Below are 16464 nucleotides of genomic sequence, written 5' to 3' on the forward strand. Positions count from 1 at the left end.
CCGGCTCAGAACCCCACATCCAGCACCACATTGTCCAGGTAGGTGCCAGCGGGCGGCGTGGTCTGGTCGGTGTAGATCTTCGCGTTGTAGTTGAAGATCTGGCTGCCGGTACCCAGACCATTGCCGGGATTGACCTCGGCATCACTGCTGGCTCGACGTGCAGCGCCAACACTGCCCCAGCGGGTGGTGCCGGCGCTTTTGAAAATGTCGTAGGCCAGGTAATTGCTGCCGGAAATCATTCGTCGTCGACCGCCGACGCTGACTGCGTTCTGGCCGTCGTTCAAACCCACGGTATAGGCGCTGCCCTTGGTGCAGGCCAGGTTGATGGTCTGCCCCGTGACCGGGGTAAACGCACTGATCACCGGCGCGCTGCCGAACGCGATGTTGGGCGCGGTGATGGTGCAATCGTTGGCCACGGTCAGGTTGACTGTCAGCGTCGTGGTGCCGCTGTTGATGTCGCGGCCCAGGCAGAGTCCGCCGACCCCGATGCCCGAACAGTAATTCCAGTTCCAGAAAATGCTCAGGGTTTCGGTGTACACCCCGGCTGCCACATTGCTGCCAATCGTTGTGCCGAAATACAGCGGCACGGTTTTCGGTACGGTACCGTTGAGCAATCCCAGCGCATCGATAATGCCGTTGCGGGCGAAGTCGTAGGCCGTGCCGCGGGTCAACGGGTAGCTGGTGCTGTTGTTGGCGTAGATCGTATAGCCGATGACGTCTCCGGCGGGCCCGAGCAAGCCGCCCTGGGTGGAGGTTACCGTGGCCCAGAAGTGATCGTTGTTGGCCAACAGCGACAACAGCGAACCTGTACAACTCAACCCGCCGTTGAGTGTGGAACTGGGTTGCGACGTGGTGCGAACCGCAATCGAACTGATCGTGCCGAACGCCGCCGGCGTGGTGGTGACCACCGAACACAGCGCCTGCGCCGCCCCCGGCAACATCAGCGCCAGCCACAGGCAGAGCCGTGCCCACATCATTGGCACACCAACGGCCCGATCAGGGGGATCTGATCCTGCTGCAGGTCAACTTTGAACTGCACCTGGCAGCTCTTGCCATCCGCCAGAGTCACTCTCAGCGAGTTCTGCGCCTGCAGGTTTTCCAGGTAGACCAGCCCGTCCCAGCCCACCACCGTCCGCGTGCCGCTCTCCTCGTGCAGTACACCGCTGCCCAGTAGCAATTCCTGCTGCTGTGCATCCACCAACACGATGCTCGCGGCGATCACCCGGCTCAGCGGAAACTCCAGCAGATAACCGCTGCCACGGCGCACGGCAATGCGCTGTTCGACATTCGGGGTGCGCACGTTGGCCGGCAGGTTCAACGGATCGATTTCATATTTGCCACGGTAGTAGGCACTGCTCCACGGCACCAGTAAATGACCGTTGCGATCCGTCTGGCCGACCTGCTGGTTCTCGTAACGCACCGGAACATCCGCGTAACCATCGGTGCTGACCACCACGAACGCATCGTCGATGCGGTTGGCCGCGAACACTTGGTGATCCATCCACACCAGCGAACCACTGGCATCGGCCCAGCGGGTTTCGGCATCCGAAGTACCGTAGACACCGGCCTGCAATTGCACCGATTGCAGTCGCCAGGTCACGTCAGCCTGACGGTAATCAGGCCCGTCGCCGTTGGCGTAACCGAGATTGAAACCCACCCCTCCCTGGGATGGCACGGCGCGGCTGTAATTGACGCGCTGTTGAGTCTGCCCGGTCTTGCTGCGTTCGCTGCTGATGGCGAGACTACCGCGCAGGTCGAAGGGGACCACCAGTTGTGCCTGCACCGCCCAGTTGGCGTCGCCGATTTCGCGGTTGGCCGACAGGTAGAAACTGCTGTTGCGCCACAACGGCTTGCTCCAGCTCAGGTTGAGCAACCGCGTGCGGGAATCGTCCGCCGCCCGGATATCGAAGTAGCCGACACCCAGACTGCCCCAGCGCTCAAGGTTGAGGCTCAGGGTCGCCTGCTCGCTGCGCTTGCTAAGGCTGGTGTAAGGACTGTCGACCACCGTAAGGTCGGCGTATTGGTCGCGGCGTTGCAACCGTTGCCAGGAAAAGCTGAAACGCTGGGCGCTGTACTGATAACCGAGGCTGTATTGCTGACCGCCCTCACCGTCGAAACGGCTCTGGCTGATCGCACTGTTGAGAACCCCGAAATTGCCCAGCCGCAGATTTCCACCGAGCCCGCCAAGGGTCAGTGAGTCGGCCGCTTCGGCGTGGCTTTCCAGCGTGAAGCTGTCGCTGATGCCATAACGCAGGCTGCCGGACGTTACGCCCGGCCCGTAGCTGAAATCCTTCAATCCGTAATCACGTCGAAGCGTACCGGCGCTTATCGAGAAATCGCTCAAGCCCTTCTGCAACAAGCTGCTGGTGACATAGAACGGCACGGTGGTCGATACCTGCCGACCCAGTGCATCAGTGGTCACCACCACAGCTTCGCCCGCACCGTTGATGAAGGGGATGTTGGTCAGGGTGTACGGGCCCGGTTGCAAATCGGTGCTGCTGGACTTGTAGCCGTTGATGAACAGATCCACCGAGGACGGCACCGCCGCTTCACCGGCGAACTGTGGCAGCGGATAGGTCACCAGATCCGGGCGCACCGCGAAATCCCGGGAGAACTGCACGCCCCCCAGACGCACCGAACTGCTCCAGGGCAAGGCGCCGCTGACCACGTCCCCTGCCTCGTAGGTCAGCATCCGCTCGTCATCGGAGTAGCGCCACGTGGTGTCGTAGCGCAGATACCCGTTGCTCAGCGTGCTGACCGAATCACCCGACAAGGTGCGCCGGTACTGCCCGGTGCTGGAAAGCGTGCCCCAACTGTCGAACACCCGGATTTCATTCCATGCCGCCAGATAAGTACCGGCATCATCGGTGTCGTTGAGGTACAGGTCGTAGTTGAACAAAGCGCCGAAACTGCTCAGCGCCGCGGTACGTGGATAGACCTGACGATTGCCGATGAACTGCTCCGGCAGCCAGTCCGGCGGCACATCGAGCAGCAGTCGCTGGCCGACGCTGTCGTAGTCGCTGTGCAGCCCCGGCAGACCGTCGAGATCGACTTCGGTACCGGCACTCTCGGGCAGTTTCATGCCGGTGTCGCGCAACACACTGGCCGGCAGGAACAACTGCCCGCCGCGCTGCTCCACCGCCACTACGCGTCCGGTATTCATCTGGTTGACCACCAGTTCCAGAAACAACTGTGCATCGCTGACAGCCTCCATGCCGCTGGGAGGCGGCGGCAGTTCGCCGGCCCTGGATGGATGAATGAACATCAGGCAACACGCGCCGGTGACAAGCCACAACGGACGCTGAATACGACGAGCCCATCCCGGCCCCATTAGCGTGCTTCGTCCGTCAATGGACTGGTTCCTCCTGAAACCGCTGCTGCCCGCAGGCCTGTCGCTTGCCCGGCGGCCCCGCACTACCCGGCCCGCAGGCCGAAATCCTTACTTCGCCGGAGCGATGCTCTGTACCTGTGCCGCGCCATTGATCCGACCGGCCAGTTCTCCCGTTGTTGATCCCGGCGCCGGCCAGCGCATGACCGCGCCGGGCAACACATAACCCAACAGCCCTTCCGCCAACGGCTTGCTCTGCCCGCCCTGCTTGAGCGCCACATCGGTCAACCGCGCATGCACCGCGCCCTGGTTGCGCACTTCCACATAGGGTTTGCCGTCGACCGAAACCGTGCGCCAGCTCAATTGCGGCAGGCCGATGCCCTTGGGATCACGCTGTCGGGTCGTGTCTTCCTTGCTCCACAGGCCGGCACCGTATGCAAACAAGGGCACCGAATAGCGCATCTGGAAGCGGATTGCGGCGGCGGTTTTCCCGGTATCGGCGGCAGGAGGCTGGGCCGAGGGAATTTCGTCGATGATGATCCGGTAGGCCAGTTCCTGGCCGGGCGGCACGTCTTTGGTGCGGGTCAGGCGCACCAGTTGTTTCTGTCCCGGTTCGATCTTCGCCACCGGCGGACTGCCGATCACGTCACGCTGGTTCTGGTATTGCTCCTGGAAGCCGTTCTGACTCCAGCCGAACACCCTGATCTGCAGATTGGCGGTTTCGCTGCCACGATTCTCCAGCCACAGCGCGCTGGCCTGCTGGTCGGCTTCGAGCACCGGATCGATGGGCCAGATCAGCACCGAACTGGCCGCCTGCGCCTTGACCCCAGCAAGCAAAGCCAACATCAACATCGCGCAACGCACGAGCCATCGCCGTGACGTGATAAACCCCATAAACCCGCTCCTTGTGCCTTGCATCACCACGACAGTTGCACTTGCAACACATCGCTGTACGTCCCCCCAGGCTGATTGCCCGGCAACTGCGCCTGACCGTAGATCGGCAGGCTGATGTTGTTGGCGTCGCTATAGGCCACCGCCACGCTCTGCCCGATGCCCAGGCTCTGGCTGTAGGCCGCATCGCGAAACAGCGCATACGCCACCTTCGCGCTGCCGCCAATGATCTGCATGCGGCGCCCGCCGCTGTTGTACTGCCCGCCATCGACCGTCATGTTCAGCGTCACCCCCGGCGTGCATTGCAACTGCACGCCGCCGGTCAATGCCACTTGCACCGTGCCGGTGGCCAGCGCCGAACTCGAACCGAAATTCAGTCCGCCATAGTTCGACACGCCCCCCACTACCAAGCAGCCCGGTGTGATCGTCGCGCTGACCTGAAAGCTCTGGCTGGTCACCGCCGCCAACGGCAACGGCACAGCCCCCGCGCACAGCAGGAGCAGCGCCGCACAACCATGTCGGCCCATGGCACTAGAACGTCAGCTCAACTGAAATCGTGTCGGTGTAAGTGCCCGCCGGCAGGCCGGCCTTGCCCACCGCCTGACCGTAGATGTTCACCGTTTGCGCCACACCGGTGCTGGCGGCGAGGTTGATCACGCCGTCGATGGCCAGCAATTGCGAGTGCCCGGCATCGGTGTACAGGTCGTAGGGCACGTAGTTGGCAACACCGTCGTAAAGCGCACGGGTGCCGCCAGGCGACAATCCGTCGTGGGCGCCGGCCCGCACCTTGACCGACGGCGTTGTGCCGGCCGAGCAGAGAATCGACAAGGCTCCGCCACCGCCGCCCAGCACCTGCCCGGTCGCAGTGGTGAACAGGCTGTTGGCGGTACCGAAGTTCAGGGCACCGAAGTTCAGGCCTGTGGAACCGCCGGAACCGTTGACCTGGCAACTGCTGGTCAAGATCAGGCTGGAGGTGATCTGCCCGGTGACCGTGGTGGCCGCGTTGACGCTGGAGGCGAGCGTCAGGCCGAGCAACGACAAACCTATCCTTGATGCAATCGTACGCATGGTGTCCTTCCTCTACGGTTTACCAATCGAGCGTCACCGTCAGGGTGTCGGTGTAGACACCAGCCGGTACCGCACGGGTGTTCGCCACCACCGAGCCAAATACCGGGATAGGTATCTGCGCGCCGCTGGTGACAGCGAAATTGTGTTGTTGGCCGATGCTGTAGCTCTGGCTGCCCGAAGCATCGAGAAACAGCTGATAGGGAATGGTCTGGCGACCGTTGCTCAAGCGGCGGGTGCTGCCGTCGCCATGGGCGCCACCGTCGATGGTCACGGTAAAACCAGTCACTGAAGGGTTGCAGGCAACGTTAAGCCGGCCGCTGCTGTCATTGGCCAGGCTGGCCTTGATCGGCGCATTCCAGGTCGGGCCCTGCTGGCCGAAATCGAGTTTGCCGAAATCGCCCACCGGACTGGCGGGGCTTGTGGAATTGGTCACCTCACAGCCGGCGATCAGTATCAGTCGCGCATGAATCTGCCCGTTGATCGTGGCTTGTGCATCCTCCGTGAGCAACAGCAATGCGCCTGTGGCGACTACCAGCCAGTGCTTGCCTGTCATTGCGTCCCTACTCCTTCTGATCCTTCAGCATCAATCGACCTCCGCGTTCGTCATTGAACGTCGATTTCCTGTTGCATCCCGCTCGATCACCAGGTGACCGTTACCTTGACCAGATCCGAATACCGGCTGACCCACGGAACTTCCGCCATCCGCTCGATCCGCCCATAAAGCGGCAATTCAACCGAACCGCTGTCCGGCACTCGCCCGCTGACCGGCACGTCCACCACCAGCGGCACCCGCCGCGCGGCATCCTGATACAAGCGGTAAGGGATGGCTTTGCCTCCCGACTCGCCTGCCATGTAACGCACTTCGCCAGTCCCGCCGTGCAGGCCGCCATCGACGCGCAGCTGATACGGCGTGTCCGGGTTGCATTCCAGGCGCGGCAATCGCGAATTGATCAGCACCGCCCCGAGCGGCCCGGCCGAATCATCGAGGCGCGCCGTGCTGCCGAAGTCGAGCACGCCCAGTTGCTCGATACCGGCTTCCCGCTGCTGACCGATCAACTGGCAACCGCGCCGTACATCGACGCGCACTTCGACCTGCAGGTCGGCGGCCTGTACCGTTGTTGCGAGCCCGCCCAGCAATGCCCAGACCATCCCTGCATTCACTGCCCGTTCCTTGTTGGCGACAGCTTCTCTGCCGTTACAGTGTTTCAGGTTAGCAACGGACGCCGATTGCGCCAGTCGATTGGATCCACTGAATGTGCGGGATATGTTTCGAAAAGTTGTCGATCCGTTACCCCATGGCACTGAAAAAACCTGTACGCACCGCAGATTACTGTGCAGAAAGACTGTTGGCCGATAAAGCGCAGTGGAAGGCAAACTATCCATCTGGTTACACTACGTCGCCGCGCTCGGGGGGAGCCGGCCCGACGATGACGGAGTGACCTCACCGTGCCCGCCCGACCGCCCGAACGTTCGCGTCTGTCCCAGCGCCTTTCAGGGTTGCGCCGTTTGTTCGGCAAGCGAAACCTGGCCAGTGCTGGCCATTGCGCCAGCGCCCAGTCAATCCGCGATTACTTCCGGCTTAAGGCCCATGGCCAGGGCTATACCCTCAGCCACAGCCAGCAGCGGGTGATCGACTGCATGGCACAACAGGCCGGTCTGTTGTTCGGCCCTTCGGCGCAAACCCCGCCCAGTCTCTACCTGCACGGTGCCGTCGGGCGCGGCAAGAGCTGGTTGCTCGACGGTTTCTTCCAGGCGTTGCCGATCCAGCAGAAACAACGCCTGCACTTTCATGAGTTCTTCGCCCGCCTGCATCAGGGGATGTTCCGGCATCGCGAACAGGACGACGCCCTCGGCACCACCCTTGATGAGTTGCTGCAGGACTGCCGGGTGCTGTGCTTCGACGAATTCCATGTGCATGACATCGGCGACGCGATGCTCATCACCCGGTTGTACAAGGCCTTGTTCCAGCGTGGAATTCTGTTGCTGGTGACCTCCAACTATCCGCCGGAAGGCCTGTTGCCCAATCCGCTGTATCACGCGCGGTTCAAACCGGTGATCGACCTGATCAACGCCCGCATGCAGGTCATGGAAGTTGGCGGCCCCCACGACTACCGCAGCCAGGCGCGCAATCACGCGCATCAGTTGTTCACCCAGGGCCATTACGTCTGGCCGGCCACACCGGCACAACGGCTGGCGCTGGATTTGCCGCCACGGGATACCGCACCGCAGCCGTTAACGGTCGGCAATCGGGTTTTACAGGCGCGTCTATTCGAAGGCCGCCGCGCTGCCTTTACCTTCAATGACCTGTGCGAGCAGCCCACGGCCGTGATGGATTATCTGGAGCTGTGCCGGCGCTTCGACCAGTGGATCATCGATGAACTGCCGGAACTGGACGAATGCTCGATCGCCGTCCAGCAGCGTTTCATCAACCTGATCGATGTGCTCTACGACCAGGACAAACACCTGACGCTGCTCGGACAACTGCCTCTGCACGAAAGCCTGGCCGGCAACGCCATTGACCTGGCCCGCACCCGTAGCCGGCTGGGGCAATTGGCGGAAGTGCGCGAACCGGCCTGATTTGCCGTTATCATGCCGCCCATTCCCGGCGTCATGGCGCCCTCTCGATAGCGACCTTTTACATGCACACCCTTGCTCAATTGCGCGCCGGCGAACTGTCGGGCATCACCCGGCTGGACCTGGTCGAAGGCTTGACCGAGTTCCCACAAGAGATCTTCGAACTGGCCGACACGCTTGAGGTACTTAACCTCAGTGGCAACGAACTGAGCAGCCTGCCGGACGATTTGCACCGTCTGCCGCACTTGCGCGTGCTGTTCTGTTCCGATAACCGGTTCACCGAGTTACCCGAATGCCTTGGCCAGTGCCAGGCCCTGAGCATGATCGGCTTCAAGGCCAACGGGATCGTCCGAGTGTCCGGCACCGCCCTGCCACCGCAGTTGCGCTGGCTGATCCTGACCGACAACCTCATCGAAACCCTGCCAGCCGAACTGGGCGAGCGCCCGCTCCTGCAAAAGCTCATGCTCGCCGGTAACCGTCTGCGCGCCCTGCCGCCATCGTTGAGTCAGTGCCATCGACTGGAGCTGATCCGCATCGCTGCCAATCAGCTGACAGAATTGCCGCAATGGCTGTTGACCCTGCCGAGCCTGACCTGGCTGGCCTACGCCGGCAACCCGCTGGAAACCGAGGCCGACGCCGCCGCACTCCAGGCCACGCCGCTGATCGACTGGTCGACCCTGCTTCTGGAGCAACGGTTGGGCGAAGGCGCGTCCGGGGTCATTTCCCGTGCGTCGTGGCAGCCGGTCGGCCAGCCTGAGCGTTCCGTGGCGGTAAAGCTCTACAAGGGCGAAATGACCAGCGACGGTTCACCGTTGCACGAGATGAATGCCTGCATCACCGCCGGGCTGCACCCCAACCTGATCCGGGTCGAAGGACGCATCGACAATCACCCAAATGGCCAGCAAGGATTGGTGATGCAACTGATCGACCCGAGCTATCGCAACCTCGCCGCATTGCCGAGCCTGGCGTCCTGTTCGCGGGATATCTACACCGATGACTGCCGGTTCAGTGCCGATGTCGCCTTGCGCATCGCCAAGGGGATTGCGTCGGTCGCCGAACATCTGCATGAACAAGGCATCACCCATGGCGACCTCTATGGGCACAATATCCTGTTGAATGATCGGGGCGATTGCCTGCTGGGAGACTTTGGCGCGGCGTCGTTTCATGCCACCACGGACAACCCGGAAACCCGCGCGCTGCAACGCATCGAAGTACGTGCCTTCGGCATTTTGCTGGGGGAACTGCTGGCGCGAATCGACTCGGGTCTGAGCGCGGATCGACGTGTGCGGCTGGAGGCACTGGAACAGCGCTGCTGTCAGCCGGAGGTGCTGGCGCGGCCGGGTTTCAACGAGGTCGTGCAGCAGCTGGAATCGTTATAACCGCTACACCGCCATCGCGAGCCGGGCTCGCGATGGCAGCACTTTTGACGCAGCGGATCAGCCGGCCAGGCCGACGAACATTTCCTGCACGTCGTCGTGGTTGTCGAGGCCTTCGAGGAACGCTTCGACTTCAGCCATCTGCTCATCGCTCAGGCCGCTGACCGGGTTCTTCGGCTGATAGCCCAGCTTGGCCGACAGCACGGTGAAACCTTGCTCCGGCAGGGCTTTCTGCACGGCGTCGAGGTCGGTCGGATCAGTCAGGAACAGGGTTGCACCGTCTTCGCCCGGCTCGAAGTCCTGAGCACCGGCTTCGATCGCGGCCATTTCCGGATCGGCGTCCGGGGTGTCCGGCGAGGCTTCGATCATGCCGACGTGGTTGAAGTCCCACGCTACAGAACCGGAAGCACCCAGCTGGCCCTTGCGGAACGCCACGCGGATTTCCGCGACGGTGCGGTTGATGTTGTCGGTGACGCACTCGACGATCAACGGAACCTGGTGCGGAGCGAAACCTTCGTAAGTCACGCGATGGTACTGAACGGTCTCGCCCAGCAGGCCCGCGCCTTTCTTGATCGCGCGATCCAGGGTTTCCTTGGGCATCGAGGCTTTCTTGGCCTGTTCGACCACCAGACGCAGGTGTGCGTTGGTGGCGGTATCGGCACCGTTGCGGGCAGCGATGGTGATTTCTTTCACCAGTTTGCCGAAGATCTTGCCCTTGGCGTTGGCTGCCGCTTCTTTGTGTTTAACCTTCCACTGTGCGCCCATTACTCACTCTCTTGATCTGTGGCGCCGAGACATCTATTGGCCGACGCGTGGCGCCAAGTTTATACGGCCTAAAGTCGGCAATCGACCAAAAATTCCGTCACGTGTCGACATCTTCTACACACCTCGTAGGGCGATTCTGAAAAACCGGTTTGTCATGACCATTTCGTACTGCGGTTTCGTACCCTCTGTGGCCCGTATTACCCAACAGAGCCCATCCGAATGCTCAATGACAAGGAAAGTCCCTTCACGCTGAACCTCATCGAGGGTGGTCTGCGCCTGCCGGTACTGCGCTTCAGCGGCCACGAAGGCCTGAACCGGCCCTTTCGTTTCGAGATAGAAGTCGTTGGTCTTGCCCCAGCCCTCGCCCCCGCTACCCTGCTGCATCGGTCGGCCTTCCTGCAGTTGAGTGAAAGCCATGGCCTTCACGGCACCCTTCACAGCGCCAGTTGCGAACATCGCGGCGCCCATCGGATCGGTTACAGCGTTGTGCTGGTACCGCACCTGCAGAGGTTGGAGCAGCAACCCAGGCGCCGGGTGTTCACCCGTTTGAGCGTGCCGGACATTCTCGAACGACTGCTCACCGAACATCGCCTGCCCGCAGACGGTTACCGGCTCGACCTGACGGTGGGACACTATCCGCCGCGCCCATTCTGCATCCAGTACGACGAGTCCGACCTGGCGCTGTTGCATCGACTGTGCGAGGAAGAAGGCATCCACTATCACTTCGAGCACCGGCCGGATGGCCATGTCGTGGTGTTCGCCGATGACAGCCTGAACCTTCCGCAGTCACCGATACCCGTGCCCTTCAGCCCAGAGAGCGAGGCTCAATCCCCCGCCCTAAGCACGCTGTTCCTGCGTCACGACGCGGTCATGACGCAAGTGTCACCCACCGTCCGTGAGCGCGGGCAACCGAGCAACGACGATGACGCTGCCAATCACCCGGTGACAGGCGTCATACCCCTGCGAGGATTCCCGCCCTCCGGGCAACGCCACGCCGATCAACGCAGCCGTCGACAGCTGGAGCGCCAGCGCTGCCAATACCGTTGCATTCAGGGACGCAGTGACTGCACGCAATTGCTCAGTGGCCACTTGTTGCAGGTCACGGATCATCCGCTGGGCGCGTTCAACGAGCAGTGGCTGATCACCGAATTGCGTCATCAGGGCCAGCAACCGTCGATTCTCGACCCGATGTCCGCGCCCCGCCGATATCACAACGACTTCACCGCACAGCCTTGGTCGACGGAGTTTCGCCCACTGCTGCGACAGCCGCGCCCGAGCATTCCTGGGTATCACCCGGCGCAAGTGCTGGGCTCGCCCGGGCAACCTCCACAGCTGGACGATCTGGGCCGAATCGCTATCCGGTTATGGCCCGCGCTGACGCAGAATACCGACAGTGAGGGGTTATGGCTGGCGGTTGCCTTGGTCGGCAGTGGCGGCCGGATCGCCAGGGAAGCGCTGCCCCGTGCCGGCAGCGAAGTGTGGGTGAGTTTTCTCGACAGCGATCCGGATCGACCGATCCTGTGCCTGGACGTCAGCCAGCCTCGTCCGGCGCGCAAAAAACCGGAACCGCACGATGACGGCCTGTTGCTCGACTGGTTGCTCAACCGCCCCTCGCCTTCGTCCTGACGTTCAACCCTTGTCGGCCTTGCCGGCGGCGGCAGCGAATTTCGCCAGACGCACATCGAGGTGCCGAGGCCGCCGCCCGTGATCTTCGGCGCGTTCTTTGCGGCGAATGGCGTTGCGCACCATCAGCGAGCCGAGATAGCGGATCGGTTCCGGCGGGAAATAGCCCAGCGGCCCGCTGACCAGCGGCGAGCGTGTCCACGGGTTGTCGAGCCCCTGCACCAGCGAGGCGAGAATCTGCCCGCCCATGTGACACGGCCCGACGCCGCTGCCGGAATAACCGAATCCGTAGAACACATTGCCGCTGGCACTCATCTGGCCAAAAAACGGCAGGCCGGTGACCGAGCGATCCGACGGGCCGTTCCACGTTGCGTCGACTTTTACATTGGCGTAGGCCGGGAAGAAATCGTCGAGGCTGCGCTTGAGCAACCCGGCGTAAGGTGATGGCTGATCGAACACCGGCAGCATCCGCCCGCCGTAAGCGAAGGTGTTACCGCCCTTGCCGAGCATGATCCGGCCGTCCGGGGTGTTGTGGTAGTAGTGCACGAAAATCCGCGAATCGAGCACAGTCACGCCGCTGGTCAGGCCGATTTCCTGCAAAAGCTCCGGGCGCGGCTCGGTGATCAGCATGTCACTGGAGACAATCGCCACACTGCGCTCGAACTGTGGAAAAGCCCGCGCCATCCAGGCATTCATCGCCAGCACCACGCGGTCAGCGACCACACTGCCGCTGGTCGTCTGGAGGCGTAGCGGACGCCCTTCCTCCAATCCGGTCATCGCTGTGTTCTCGTGAATTTTCACGCCCAGTTGCAATGCGACTCTGCGCAACCCGCGCACCAGCTTGCCCGGCTGCACACTGGCGGCCGCCGGCGAAAACCAGCCTTCCAGATGTTTATCGGAGCCGGCCATGCGCTGAACATCGGCGAGCGGACGCTGGGTGAACGAGTTGATGCCGTTGCGCTCAAGCGCCGCAATCACTGCATCGGTCGAGCCGCATTGCGCCCGATTGGTCGCGGTGTAAAGCGTACCGTCGAGCCGGTAATCGGCATCGACGCCGTACTGCCCGCAGAACTCGCCGATGGCGTGAATGCTGCGCTCGGACTCCTGGACCAGCCGCACCGCCTCTTCGACGCCAAACAGCCGCTCGAGGGTGAAATACTTCGCCGACCATGACAGCGCACAACCGCCGTTGCGCCCACTGGCGCCGGCGCCGCAAATATCGGCCTCGATCAGCAACACATCGAGTTCGGGGTTCTGCTGCTTGAGCATGATCGCCGTCCACAACCCGGTGTAACCACCGCCGACGATGCACACGTCGGTGCGCACTTCGCCTTGCAGCGGCGGGCACGGTTCGGACGAATCGAGCTGCAAGGCCTGCTCCAGCCAAAACGGTCTCATGAAAATTCTCCAGTCAGTCGGCCACGGCACAGCCTGCCGCGAATGCCGCAGCAGGCCGCGAGGCAGGGATTGTTCAGTTACGCAGAGGTTTGATGGTCAGGGCCCGATTGGGCACATAGGCACGAGGCTCCATGACGCCGACAGGGCGGCTGTTCCAATGCGGAATCAACACCAGCGCCGAGAACAGCGCGCAACCAGCGAAGACAATGAAAACCGTCACCGAGTCGAAATAGCCCGGCAGCAATCCACCGAGCACCGCACCGACCGAACCGCAGCCGTTGACAAATCCGGCCGCCGTGGCGCCTGCCTTGGCCTTACCGAAGTCGATGGCGGCCGCACCGCTGATCATCGAATCCGGGCCGTACAGGGTCAGGCCCATCACGAACAGCAGCGCCACCACGAGCATCACGCTGCCGGTGTGCAAGGCGCCCATGAACAGCGCCAGGGTTATGGTCAGCGCCAGCAGGCTCAGTACGCAGGCCGGCATGCGCCGGGCGCCGAACAGTTTGTCCGAGGCCAAGCCGATCATGATCGGGCCGAGAAGACCTGCCAATTCAAACGCGGTGGGAATGATCGCAGCACCGACCTTGCCCACGGTGGGCATCTGTTCAAAAACGATCACCGGGCCCCACAACAGAATCGCGTAACGCGCCGGTTTCAGCAGGAAATACGCCAGCCCGAGCACCAGCACCGTGCGGTTGCGCAGGATTTCCTTGAGCGGTTCCCAGACGCTGAGTTTGCTGTTGGCTTCGGCTTCCTCGGCGCTGATGACCGGCTCCGGCTCCACGGCGGGCAAGCCGACATCTTCCGGTTTGTTGCGCTGAAAGATGAAGAACAGCACCGCCACCAACGCGACCACCGCCGCACTGGAAATGAACGCCGCGTGCCAGGTACCGACCAGTGTGTAAGCCCACCAACCGGCGAACGGCGACGCCACCAGGCCGCCAAACGCGTAGCAGGAACTCCATAACCCAAGCACCCGCCCGCGCTGTTCGGCGGGGAAGAAACTGCCGAGGTTCTTGCACAATCCCGACCATCCGGTGGACTGCGCCAGCCCCTGAATCAGCATGCAGGTCGCGAAGATCGGCAAGGTCGCGAAGCTGCCCATCACCAGCGCCGCAGCGGCGGAAATCAGCAAGCCGCCGAGGACCACGACCCGTGGACCAAAGCGGTCGGCGAGCATGCCCCAGGTGAACTGACCGATGGCGTAAGCCGCCAGATAAATCGCGTCGAGGTTGGCCATCGCCATTTTGTCGAGCATGAAGGTGGGGTCTTCTGCGATGCCCAGTTTGGCCACCGAAAAGGCTTTGCGGGTGAAATAGAACGCGGCGTAAGCGAGCCAGGTGACAGCGAAGATCTGCATGCGCCAACGCGCAAGGGTGCCGATGTGCTTGTTCATTGTGGTTCTGACCTCAGGGTGTGAGTGTGCCGGCAGAATCGTTAAGTAAACGCCTGTGTTTTTATTGTTGAGCACTGCGATATCACCCCGTCCCTTCGGCGATACCGGTCAGATGAGTCCTGGTGTTGCACGCACAGGCTCATGGCCAGCGTCGCTGCCCGACCGGGCAGTCAGCGTTGGCGTGAGCGGATCAAAGCAATTACTGTTTAATAAATAAAATCGATTTATCGTATTTCACACATAAGCTCAGCTTGTTACTGGAGTCAGAGATGTCTGTTTCCCACGCCCAGCTCAAAGCCTTTCACGCCGTGGCCGTGCACGGAAGCTTCACCAAAGCCGCCGAGCGGCTGTATCTGACGCAACCGGCGATTTCCGACCAGGTGCGCAAGCTCGAAGAACGCTTCGGTGTGTTGCTGTTCCATCGCAACAAACGTTCGGTACGCCTGACGGATCTCGGCGAGCGTTTGCTGGCAATCACCCAGCGTCTGTTCGTGGTCGAGGCCGAAGCCCAGGAGTTGCTGCAGGAATCCCAGGCCTTGCAGACCGGCAGCCTGATTCTGGCGGTGGATGCTCCGGTGCATGTGCTGCCGCAGATCGCCCGATTCTGCGAGCGTTACCCGGGGATCAGCGTGAAGGTCGAAACCGGCAACACCGATGAATCGCTGTTTCGCCTGTTCAACTATCAGGCCGATCTGGCGTTGCTCGGACGCGATGTCAGCGATGAGCGCCTGCTGTGCGTGCCGTTGCGCAACGATCCGATGGTGGCATTCGTCTCGCGCCATCATCCGTGGGCCGAGCGCGAGTCGATCTGTCTGGAGGATCTGGACGACACGCCGCTGGTGCTGCGCGAACACGGTTCGGTGACCCGCCAGACCCTGGAAGAAGAAATGGCCCGCGCCGGTTTCCGCATCCGCCCGGCGATTCAGGTCGAAGGCCGGGAAGCGGCGCGTGAGGCGGTGGTCGTGGGGATTGGCGTGGGCGTGGTGTCAGCGGCGGAGTTCGGTGCGGACTCACGGGTCTGCGCGCTGCCGATCACCGATTGCACCCGGCGCTTGACCGAAACGCTGGTGTGCCTGCGGGAGCAGAGTTCGCGGCGGGTAGTGGCGACGTTTCTCGATATGGTGCGCGAGAGTCTTGTTCAGACCGGGGCCAATCCGAAAAACGCCTGAATCAACCGCAGCTCCCGCCGGCGCTCCAGGCAACCGATCATGTGCCGGTTCACCAACCCTTCTCCCGCGATGGGGATCGCGACGACACGGGGGTCGTGGCTGACTTCCACCGATGACACCACGCCAACCCCCAATTCAGCCGCCACCGCCTCCGTCACCGCCTCACGGCTGTCCAGCTCCAGCAACACCCGTGGATTGACTGACGCCTGGGCACAGGCCTGATCGAAGGTGCGTCGGGTAATTGAACTCGGCTCGCGCAGGACCATGATCACCTGATCCAGCTCCTTGAGCCTGACCTCGCCACTTCGAGTCGCCCACGGATGCCCGGCGGGCACCAGTGCGCAGATCCGCGACTCACTCAGCGCTTGCAGGTGTAGGCCCTTGCGCGGCTCGACTTCGGTCAGCACCGCCACGTCCGCATGTTCGGACAACAACGCCGCCAGGGTTTCCTGGGCATTGCCCAATCGCAGGTTCACCGTGATCCCCGGATACCGCGCTCGCAGGCTGGCAAGCATCGGCATGACCATGTGCGGGCCGTCCGCCGCGACCTCCAGACGCCCGGTCAGCAACTGCCGATTGGCTTCGAGCAGCGCCTGGGCCTCTTCGGCCATGCCGAACATCGCCCGGGTGATCGCCGCCAGTTTGGTGCCCTCTTCAGTCAACTCGACCCGGCGCGCCGTCCGTCGCAACAGGGTGATCTGGTAATGCTCCTCCAGCGCCTTGATGTGTCCGGTAACCGCCGGTTGGCTGATGAACAACCGCGCGGCGGCACGGGTGAAGCTGCCCTCCCGGGCCACGGCGTCGAAGGCACGGAGCTGGAACAGGTTCATGAATAACCCTCACTGATGGCTGGCATAACAACAAACAATTTGA

The 16464-nt window shown here is 62.4% G+C and carries 15 protein-coding genes; 4 read left to right on the forward strand and 11 right to left on the reverse strand.

What is annotated here, in order from left to right:
• Positions 1 to 5 precede the first annotated feature (5 nt).
• The 7 genes from CAF87_RS15710 to CAF87_RS15740 form a co-directional block, all read right to left on the reverse strand.
• Positions 6 to 977 carry a spore coat U domain-containing protein gene (locus CAF87_RS15710; protein ID WP_085732193.1) on the reverse strand — a complete coding sequence of 324 codons (972 nt, stop codon included), beginning with the start codon at positions 975 to 977 and terminating at the stop codon, positions 6 to 8.
• Positions 974 to 3331: a fimbria/pilus outer membrane usher protein gene (locus CAF87_RS15715; protein WP_085732194.1), complete on the reverse strand. Its 2358-nt coding sequence runs from the start codon at positions 3329 to 3331 to the stop codon at positions 974 to 976. The genes CAF87_RS15710 and CAF87_RS15715 overlap by 4 nt, the downstream gene beginning before the upstream one ends.
• A gap of 108 nt (positions 3332 to 3439) precedes the next feature.
• Complete coding sequence (locus CAF87_RS15720; RefSeq protein ID WP_085732195.1) at positions 3440 to 4222, reverse strand: molecular chaperone; 783 nt, start codon at positions 4220 to 4222, stop codon at positions 3440 to 3442.
• Between the two features lie 23 nt (positions 4223 to 4245).
• The gene (locus CAF87_RS15725; RefSeq protein WP_085732196.1) at positions 4246 to 4746 is read right to left on the reverse strand and encodes a spore coat U domain-containing protein; all 501 of its coding nucleotides are present in this window, start codon (positions 4744 to 4746) and stop codon (positions 4246 to 4248) included.
• Between the two features lie 4 nt (positions 4747 to 4750).
• Entirely contained in the window at positions 4751 to 5287 is a 537-nt protein-coding gene (locus tag CAF87_RS15730) for a spore coat protein U domain-containing protein (protein ID WP_085732197.1), read from the reverse strand.
• Positions 5288 to 5306: 19 nt separating this feature from the next.
• Positions 5307 to 5840: a spore coat U domain-containing protein gene (locus tag CAF87_RS15735; protein ID WP_085732198.1), complete on the reverse strand. Its 534-nt coding sequence runs from the start codon at positions 5838 to 5840 to the stop codon at positions 5307 to 5309.
• Positions 5841 to 5926: 86 nt separating this feature from the next.
• Complete coding sequence (locus tag CAF87_RS15740; protein WP_085732199.1) at positions 5927 to 6436, reverse strand: spore coat U domain-containing protein; 510 nt, start codon at positions 6434 to 6436, stop codon at positions 5927 to 5929.
• 297 nt (positions 6437 to 6733) lie between these two features.
• On the opposite strand from CAF87_RS15740, the gene zapE reads away from it, so the two are divergent.
• Both zapE and CAF87_RS15750 read left to right on the forward strand, forming a co-directional pair.
• Positions 6734 to 7864 (forward strand): cell division protein ZapE, encoded by a 1131-nt coding sequence (gene zapE, locus CAF87_RS15745; protein WP_085732200.1) that lies wholly within the window; start codon positions 6734 to 6736, stop codon positions 7862 to 7864.
• Positions 7865 to 7926: 62 nt separating this feature from the next.
• Positions 7927 to 9240: a leucine-rich repeat-containing protein kinase family protein gene (locus CAF87_RS15750; RefSeq protein WP_085732201.1), complete on the forward strand. Its 1314-nt coding sequence runs from the start codon at positions 7927 to 7929 to the stop codon at positions 9238 to 9240.
• Positions 9241 to 9297: 57 nt separating this feature from the next.
• Here CAF87_RS15750 and CAF87_RS15755 read toward each other — a convergent pair whose 3' ends face one another.
• Positions 9298 to 10002: a YebC/PmpR family DNA-binding transcriptional regulator gene (locus tag CAF87_RS15755; RefSeq protein ID WP_085732202.1), complete on the reverse strand. Its 705-nt coding sequence runs from the start codon at positions 10000 to 10002 to the stop codon at positions 9298 to 9300.
• A 219-nt stretch (positions 10003 to 10221) separates the two neighbouring features.
• On the opposite strand from CAF87_RS15755, the gene CAF87_RS15760 reads away from it, so the two are divergent.
• The gene (locus tag CAF87_RS15760; protein ID WP_085732203.1) at positions 10222 to 11628 is read left to right on the forward strand and encodes a type VI secretion system Vgr family protein; all 1407 of its coding nucleotides are present in this window, start codon (positions 10222 to 10224) and stop codon (positions 11626 to 11628) included.
• A gap of 3 nt (positions 11629 to 11631) precedes the next feature.
• Here the strand turns inward: CAF87_RS15760 and CAF87_RS15765 are convergent, their stop codons facing one another.
• Both CAF87_RS15765 and CAF87_RS15770 read right to left on the reverse strand, forming a co-directional pair.
• A complete protein-coding gene (locus CAF87_RS15765; protein ID WP_170929604.1) occupies positions 11632 to 13029 on the reverse strand; it encodes an FAD-dependent oxidoreductase in 1398 nt (465 codons plus the stop codon).
• Positions 13030 to 13096: 67 nt separating this feature from the next.
• Positions 13097 to 14422: an MFS transporter gene (locus tag CAF87_RS15770; RefSeq protein ID WP_085732205.1), complete on the reverse strand. Its 1326-nt coding sequence runs from the start codon at positions 14420 to 14422 to the stop codon at positions 13097 to 13099.
• A gap of 269 nt (positions 14423 to 14691) precedes the next feature.
• Between CAF87_RS15770 and CAF87_RS15775 the strand changes: the two genes are divergently transcribed.
• A complete protein-coding gene (locus CAF87_RS15775) occupies positions 14692 to 15591 on the forward strand; it encodes a LysR family transcriptional regulator (RefSeq protein WP_085732206.1) in 900 nt (299 codons plus the stop codon).
• Here the strand turns inward: CAF87_RS15775 and CAF87_RS15780 are convergent.
• Positions 15561 to 16421, reverse strand: a complete 861-nt coding sequence (locus CAF87_RS15780; RefSeq protein WP_085732207.1) for a LysR substrate-binding domain-containing protein — start codon at positions 16419 to 16421, stop codon at positions 15561 to 15563. The genes CAF87_RS15775 and CAF87_RS15780 overlap by 31 nt on opposite strands.
• Between the last annotated feature and the right edge of the window lie 43 nt (positions 16422 to 16464).

The organism is Pseudomonas sp. R38(2017), assembly GCF_002112395.1.
In the GTDB taxonomy this organism is placed as follows: Bacteria; Pseudomonadota; Gammaproteobacteria; order Pseudomonadales; family Pseudomonadaceae; genus Aquipseudomonas.